This is a genomic window from Streptococcus sp. 79 (genome assembly GCF_013277425.1).
Taxonomy (GTDB): domain Bacteria; phylum Bacillota; class Bacilli; order Lactobacillales; family Streptococcaceae; genus Streptococcus; species Streptococcus pseudopneumoniae.
Map to the genome: position 1 here is coordinate 26,334 of NZ_VMMW01000089.1, position 7,231 is coordinate 33,564.

Sequence of the window (7,231 nt, forward strand, 5' to 3'; positions counted from 1 at the left end):
AGAATATGAATTATTTTCGAAAACGTAGGGAGAGACAAGCGAAATCTAATAGTGGAATTTACTGTCCCGCAGCTAATCGTTCTAAAATTCAATATGAAACTAAAGAAAAAGCTGACCATGCGGTTCAATATGATAATGGAGGTTTAGTTAGAAGCTATTATTGTCGTACATGTGCGTGTTGGCATACTACTTCAAAATCTAATAATCCTCCGCTAAGTTTGAAAAACTATGGTCTGAAACTCTTTGGTTTAGATAAATCAGAATAGAAAGAGAAGTATGTATAAGACAAAGTGTTTACAAGAGAAGTTAGTATTATTTTTAAAAATTTTCTTCCCAATCCTAATCTACCAATTTGCCAATTATTCTGCCTCTTTTGTTGACACTGCAATGACAGGCCAATACAATACCATGGACTTGGCTGGTGTGTCTATGGCGACCAGTATCTGGAATCCTTTTTTTACATTCCTAACAGGGATTGTGTCAGCCCTGGTGCCTATCATTGGTCACCATCTTGGTAGTGGTAAAAAGGAAGAAGTTGCGTCTGATTTTTACCAATTTATCTATTTGGCTTTGGGACTATCTGTGGTCTTGCTGGGGATGGTAATTTTCCTGGCACCACCAATCTTGAATCATCTTGGACTAGAAGCACCAGTGGCGGCAGTAGCAGTTCGTTATCTCTGGTTTTTATCTATTGGAATTATCCCCTTGTTGCTCTTTAGTGTCATTCGTTCCTTGCTGGATTCGCTGGGGTTGACTAAGTTGTCCATGTATCTCATGCTTTTGTTGCTTCCTCTCAATAGTGGATTTAACTATCTCTTGATTTACGGGGCCTTTGGTGTTCCAGAACTGGGAGGTGCTGGTGCTGGTTTAGGAACATCCTTGGCCTACTGGGTCTTGCTGGGGATTTCTGTTCTGGTTCTATTTAAACAGGAGAAGCTCAAGGCTCTACATCTTGAGAAACGAATTCCGCTTAATATGGATAAAATCAAGGAAGGAGTTCGTTTAGGTCTGCCTATTGGGGGGACTGTATTTGCTGAGGTGGCTATCTTTTCCGTGGTTGGCTTGATTATGGCTAAGTTCTCGTCCTTGATTATCGCTAGTCACCAGTCAGCTATGAACTTTTCAAGTCTCATGTACGCCTTTCCTATGAGTATCTCATCTGCTATGGCTATTGTCGTTTCCTATGAAGTGGGAGCCAAGCGATTTGATGATGCGAAAACCTATATTGGTCTAGGAAGATGGACAGCCCTCATTTTTGCGGTCTTCACCTTATCCTTCCTTTACATTTTTAGGGGAAGTGTGGCTAGTCTTTATGGTAACAACCCAGAATTTATCGATTTGACAGCACGTTTTTTGACTTACAGTCTTTTCTTCCAGTTAGCAGATACCTTTGCAGCACCTCTTCAGGGAATTTTACGGGGGTATAAGGATACCGTTATTCCTTTTTACCTTGGTTTGGTTGGTTATTGGGGGGTGACACTCCCAGTAGCTATGGTATTCGACTCTCTAACAGATTTTGGAGCTTATTCTTACTGGATTGGTTTGATTATTAGTTTAATCGTGAGCGGGGCTCTCTACCGTTGGCGTTTAACTGCGATTATGAAGAGATTTGAATCCAGAAAAGCTTGATTTTTAAAATTCCTACAAGCAAAAATATCCTTCCTTATCTGCATTATTTTTGCTATAGTTAAATTAGTAGTAGGCAAATGAGAATTTCAAAAATATAGAAACAATTGATATTCCACGCTACTTTACTGGTATCAGATATCAAGAAAAGAAGTTGCTTATTTTTAGCAGCTTCTTTTCTTGATAAAAATTTTACATAAGTTATATTACGTAAAATTATAAACTATCCAAGGCATTCTTTTGTTCATCATTGACGATATGAGTATAGAGGTCAGTGACTTGTGTACTGGCATGTCCTAGCTGGTGACTGACCAAAACTTGCGATTTAGTAGCATCATAGAGCCTAGTTGCTAGGGTATGGCGCAGTTTATGGGGTGTTACACGGACTTTGAAGTCCTCTGAGTATTTAGCAACCATTTTCTCAACGCTGGAAGCGTCAATACGATTGGGAACACCTCTATAGAGTGTCAAAAAGAGGGCTGTGTCTGTTTTTTCCGTCTTATAGCGTTGATTTCGAATGGCCAGATAATTCTCTAAATAAGGCTTAGCAAAGGCAGCAACATTGACCGAATCGCGTTTGCCACCTTTTCGAGTGACATCAATAACCATCATTTTTAGATTGAGATCTCTTAAATCCAGATTAACAGCTTCAGATAAGCGAACACCCGATGCCAAGAGAAGGGCAATAATGGCTAAATCTCGTTCTTTATTTTTGTTGAATGATGAGAGAGCTCGATTTGAAAGCTGTTGTGGGTACTCTTGGTCAATATAAGTTAGAAAACCTTCTGTTTCATCACCTAAAAAGAGTTTTTGCTTGATGTTTTCAGCTCTAGCAGCAAGTGTTTCTTTCTTTTTTTTGGTTGAAACTTTCTTCATTACATTACGATAGAAATAAGGTTCCCCTTGATCGTTTTCAACCTCCTCAGTCAAATACTTATAAAGACTAGAAAGTGCTGATAAGGTTCGATTGATAGTTGTCTGAGAAACACCTTGTTTGCTTGTATTGGCATTCAGCAAAGGACGTTCTCGAAGATAAAGGATAAAAGCCTCCATATCTTTCTTTGACATGTTTTCCAAGACAGATAAAGGAATATTAGACATTTTATCAGCGTTTGAGATACCAGACTCCAAAACCCAGCTGAAAAATCGATCATATTCCTTGAGGTATTCGTACAAGGTTGTAAAACTGTAAGGAACAGCAAGCTTAGATTGGTAGTATTCAAGAATATACCAGGGCATGATTTGTTTTAGTTTGTCGATTCGTTCCAGTAAAATCTCACGTTTCATGTATTTTCTCCATAAATAAGTCTATTAGTAGTATAGCATGGACTTATTTATTTTTCAAGAAAATTATAGTTTTTCGGAAAGATGATATGGAGCTTTTTAAAGAAGACTTAGACCTGAGTAAAACAGATCTAAGTCTTTGGAGTTTCTATTGAGAATCATTAGCTAGTGCTTTTTCTAGTTTCCAAATACTAAACCAGAATGAAATAGTCAACAGAATAAAGAAAATCATAAAGAACTCACCCATTAAACTTCTGTTAATACTACACAACTGAAGAGCTATATAAGGAGCTATGAGATACAAAATACATTGTATAATTGCTATTGTTTTCTTTTTCATGATTTTAATCTTACTGTACAGATTTGATACAGTAAACTCCTTTCTAGCTTTATGCTTTATCATTTCTAACTTAATTATAGTCTTATTTTACCAAAGTTCAATTATTTGTATGTAAAATTCCTCATCAGTAAAAAATAACCGATCTCATTGCTGAGAATCGGTTTTCTAAATAAATCAGGTCAGCTGTTTACATAATTTATATTATGTAAACAAACTCTACAACAACAAATCTTTGACTTTTCCAATTTCACTTTTTGGAATAACCAGGTGAATCATATTACCCAGATACATTCTGGTTGAGCCGTTAACTGTTTGGCTCTTTCCATTATGGACTTGGGTAGTGATGAGGACGTTGTGTGGTAAGTTGAGTTCATGAACTTGTTTCCCAGCAATTTTATCAGAAACTGGTATTTCGATAAGGGTAACTTCTCCTTCACTGGATACTTCTTCTGGAAGCATTTTTTCCAGCATGGCTTCATAGACTGGTGTACCCTTGAGCAAATCCATGATAATATAAGAAACAAGAGTGACAAGACCAAGTGGCATGAGGTTGCGGATATCTCCTACCATCTCAGTTACGAGGATCATGGCAGTTAAGGGAGCTTTTGATATTGCTCCAAAATAGCCACTCATTCCTAGAATGACAAATATAGGGAATTGCTCTTGACTGACAAGTCCAAGATTGACGCAGATAACACCAACTAGGGCACCAAGTAAGGAACCAAGCGCCAAAATTGGTAGGAAAATGCCTCCTGGAAGACCACTTCCATAACTAATCATGCTCCAGATAAAGCGAATTAAAAAGTAAGCTAATAGAACTTGGAAACTAAAATCTTGCTCAGTTAAGGAAAGAACAAGCTGATTTCCACCACCAAGGACGTGGGGTAAAAAAATTCCGACTGGTATGATGAGAATAAAAGCAAGAATTGGATCATAAGCTCTATCCAAATGGATTTTTTGACCAATCCAATCATAAAGTCTACCGACATCGAGCACAGCTTTTTCATAGAGAAAACCGGAAAATCCAAGGAAAATTCCCATCACAAGATAAATCCAGTATTGATCTAGGGTCATGAGAGGAATGTTATCTGGCATATCCAATACTGGTGTCAAACCGAACATGAGTAGAGACACAAAGTTTGCTACGATGCTGGCTGCTAGTGTAGAAACCCAGAAAAAGCGCGAAAAATGGTGATAAACTTCTTCTACTACAAAGAGGAGGCCTGCTATTGGTGCATTAAAGGCTGCGGCTAAACCTGCTGCAGCTCCACTGGCAATTAAGGAACGTTCCTCTACTGGACTGGATTTGAGCCACTTGGCAATTCCTTTACCACCAACTGCTCCCAGTTGGATACTTGGCCCTTCACGCCCCAGCATAAGGCCGCTGGCAATAGCAAGCATTCCTAGCACATATTTTTTCCAAAGAACGCCCCACCAGTTGAGGGACATGAGGCCTTTCAGTTCGGCTTCGACTTGCGGAATTCCTGAGCCTTTGATATCTTTTTCTGATCGAGTTAATTTAGCACTGAGCCAACAGATGAGTATATAAAACAAAACCAGTACAAAAAGATTGCGCACTAGGTGCCCTTGATCTTGATAAAGTCCTTGTATCAGGTGGAAGCCCTTTTCAATTAAGAAACGAAAGGATCCGACGATAATTCCAACGACGAGGCCGACAATGATTCCTCGACCAACTTGGGATAGGATAGTGCTGGATGCAAAGGCGAATTCTTTCTTAGAACGGACTATTTCCGACTGTTCCTCCATGGTATTTCCTTTCAATTAACTTTCTTTTTTACCTAAAACCAGTGATTTAACAGGTTCAAAGCTGGTTCGGTGAATTGGGGTAACTCCTAGTTTTTCGAGTCCTTCTAGGTGTTTAGCTGTTCCATATCCTGCATTAGTAGCGAAATCATAGCCAGGAAACCGCTGATCGTATTCCTTCATCAATTCATCACGGGTCACCTTGGCTACTATAGAAGCTGCTGCGATAGAGAGGGAATTAGCATCACCTTTGATGATGGCAGTTTGTGAAATGGGCAATTCCAGTTTCATGGCATCTATCAGGAGGTGCTCAGGTTGAGGACTGAGCTGGGAGATTGCTTCCTGCATGGCCAGTTTAGTTGCTCCGTAGATATTGACTTGGTCGATGACCTGATTATCCATGATACCAACGCCAATTGACAAGGCTTGGTCTTGAACTGCTTGGAAAATCTCCAGATGTTTCTTTTTAGGAATTTTCTTGCTGTCATTGAGGCCTCTAATCTTACAATTTTGAGGTAAAATAACGGCTGCAGCGACTACTGGCCCAGCCAGAGGACCTCGGCCGACCTCGTCAACACCTGCTATCAAGATCACTCCTTGCTTGTAAATTTCCTTTTCATAGGAAAGCATAGATTCCAAACGCAAATTTTCATCCAATTCAGCCTGAATGGCTTTTTTACGCTTGCTAATTTCTTTTTGAACTCCAGAGCGATTATCCTTTTCAAGATCTAAAAAAATAGGGCTTTCTAACTCCTTGACTGTCACAAGGAGTTCTTTGATTTCTTTAATCGTTGCCATCGAGGTCTTCCAATGTATCTAAGGTATAGTTACCGAGTTTTCCATCACGGACTTCCTTCACGAAGAGACTGTAAAAACGGTCATAGTCATCACGGAAACCGAGGGCGCGGGTCATATCCATAATAATCACAGGCGCTTCTTCTTCAATTTTCATTTGTTTGAAGCGTTCAGCCAGCTTTTCTGGATAATGTTCTTTGAAATAATTGATACCAAAAATGGTAACCTCATCCATAGGAAGCAACTGATCCTTGATAGCTCCAGTCAATGCCAACTTAAGTGCAACAGTTTCATCCTCAAACTTAGGCCAGAGAATCCCCGGTGTATCCAAGATTTCCAGATCTTTATTGGTTTTAAGCCATTGTTGACCTTTTGTGACCCCTGGCTTGTTTCCAACAACAGCAATCTTTTTACCAGCCAAACGGTTCATCAGAGTTGATTTACCAGCGTTTGGAATCCCGATAATCATGGTACGCAAGGTTTCAATCTGAATCCCACGTTCTTTCTGGCGAGCAATCTTATCAGCCATGAGCTTCTTAGCAGCATCTGTTACAACTTTTACAGTCACTTGCTCTTTGGAGTTGATAGCTAGCGTCTGGATTCCTTGTGATTCAAAATACTGACGCCATTCCTTGGTCATTGCTGGATCAGCCAAGTCGGCCTTGTTTAAAATCAAGAGTTTTGGTTTATCACCAACAATCTTGGTCAACATAGGATTTTGACTAGATAGAGGTAAGCGTGCATCAACTAAAATCGTCACAAAATCAACAAATTTTAAATTTTCCTGAACCTGTCGACGCGCTTTAGACATGTGACCAGGAAACCATTGAATAGTAGCCATTGAGTTTTTTTCCTTTCGTAGCAAGGGTTTAGATCCCCTATTTTATTTTACTATCGTTTGAACATATAGAGTTTTAAAATGAATGATGTCCAAACACCTCTTGTTTTATGACATAAAAATCTACCTTATATTATATCATGCCTTCTTTATTTTGTCCGATGATAGCCTTTCAGGTACCCTATATATAGTAGATTAAAACAAGATGTGAACAAATCGATTAGGAAAGTCAAATTAATTTCTAGAAATATTTTAACATCTATAACGTACTATTCTAAAGTCAGTGCGTCATAACAAGGTATCTATCATTCATGGAAGACCTCCTGTATACTATTAGTAAAGTAAAACTATTGGAGGATATTTTAATGCCACAACCTATTGTTCCTGTAGAGATTCCACAATCTCGAAATGATAGAAGAGCTTTTGGATAAGGTGTTGCTCTATGACAATTCATCTATCTAGCCTAGGGCAGGTCTATCTCGTATGTGGGAAAACGGATATGAGACAAGGCATTGATTCACTGGCTTATCTCATTAAAACCCACTTTGAATTGGATCCTTTCTCAGGTCAAGTCTTTCTCTTTT

7 protein-coding genes are annotated in these 7,231 nt (G+C 39.0%); 3 read left to right on the forward strand and 4 right to left on the reverse strand.

Annotated features, from left to right (window positions below):
- The first annotated feature begins 5 nt into the window (after positions 1 to 5).
- Positions 6 to 266, forward strand: a complete 261-nt coding sequence (locus tag HT729_RS10240; RefSeq protein ID WP_001105926.1) for a hypothetical protein — start codon at positions 6 to 8, stop codon at positions 264 to 266.
- A gap of 10 nt (positions 267 to 276) precedes the next feature.
- Entirely contained in the window at positions 277 to 1,629 is a 1,353-nt protein-coding gene (pdrM, locus tag HT729_RS10245; RefSeq protein ID WP_031233691.1) for a sodium-coupled multidrug efflux MATE transporter PdrM, read from the forward strand.
- 213 nt (positions 1,630 to 1,842) lie between these two features.
- Here pdrM and xerS read toward each other — a convergent pair whose 3' ends face one another.
- The 4 genes from xerS to ylqF form a co-directional block, all read right to left on the reverse strand.
- The gene (gene xerS / locus HT729_RS10250) at positions 1,843 to 2,913 is read right to left on the reverse strand and encodes a tyrosine recombinase XerS (RefSeq protein WP_000817848.1); all 1,071 of its coding nucleotides are present in this window, start codon (positions 2,911 to 2,913) and stop codon (positions 1,843 to 1,845) included.
- Positions 2,914 to 3,466: 553 nt separating this feature from the next.
- Positions 3,467 to 5,017 (reverse strand): ClC family H(+)/Cl(-) exchange transporter, encoded by a 1,551-nt coding sequence (locus tag HT729_RS10255; RefSeq protein WP_138699966.1) that lies wholly within the window; start codon positions 5,015 to 5,017, stop codon positions 3,467 to 3,469.
- A gap of 15 nt (positions 5,018 to 5,032) precedes the next feature.
- The gene (locus tag HT729_RS10260) at positions 5,033 to 5,812 is read right to left on the reverse strand and encodes a ribonuclease HII (protein ID WP_172931994.1); all 780 of its coding nucleotides are present in this window, start codon (positions 5,810 to 5,812) and stop codon (positions 5,033 to 5,035) included.
- Positions 5,799 to 6,650, reverse strand: coding sequence for a ribosome biogenesis GTPase YlqF (gene ylqF, locus HT729_RS10265; RefSeq protein WP_000201315.1), 852 nt, complete (start codon positions 6,648 to 6,650; stop codon positions 5,799 to 5,801). Before ylqF ends, HT729_RS10260 begins: the two co-directional genes overlap by 14 nt.
- Positions 6,651 to 7,146: 496 nt before the next feature.
- Between ylqF and tnpB the strand changes: the two genes are divergently transcribed.
- Positions 7,147 to 7,231: transposase (tnpB, locus tag HT729_RS12245; RefSeq protein WP_240164444.1), on the forward strand; the 85-nt coding region annotated here is incomplete at its 3' end.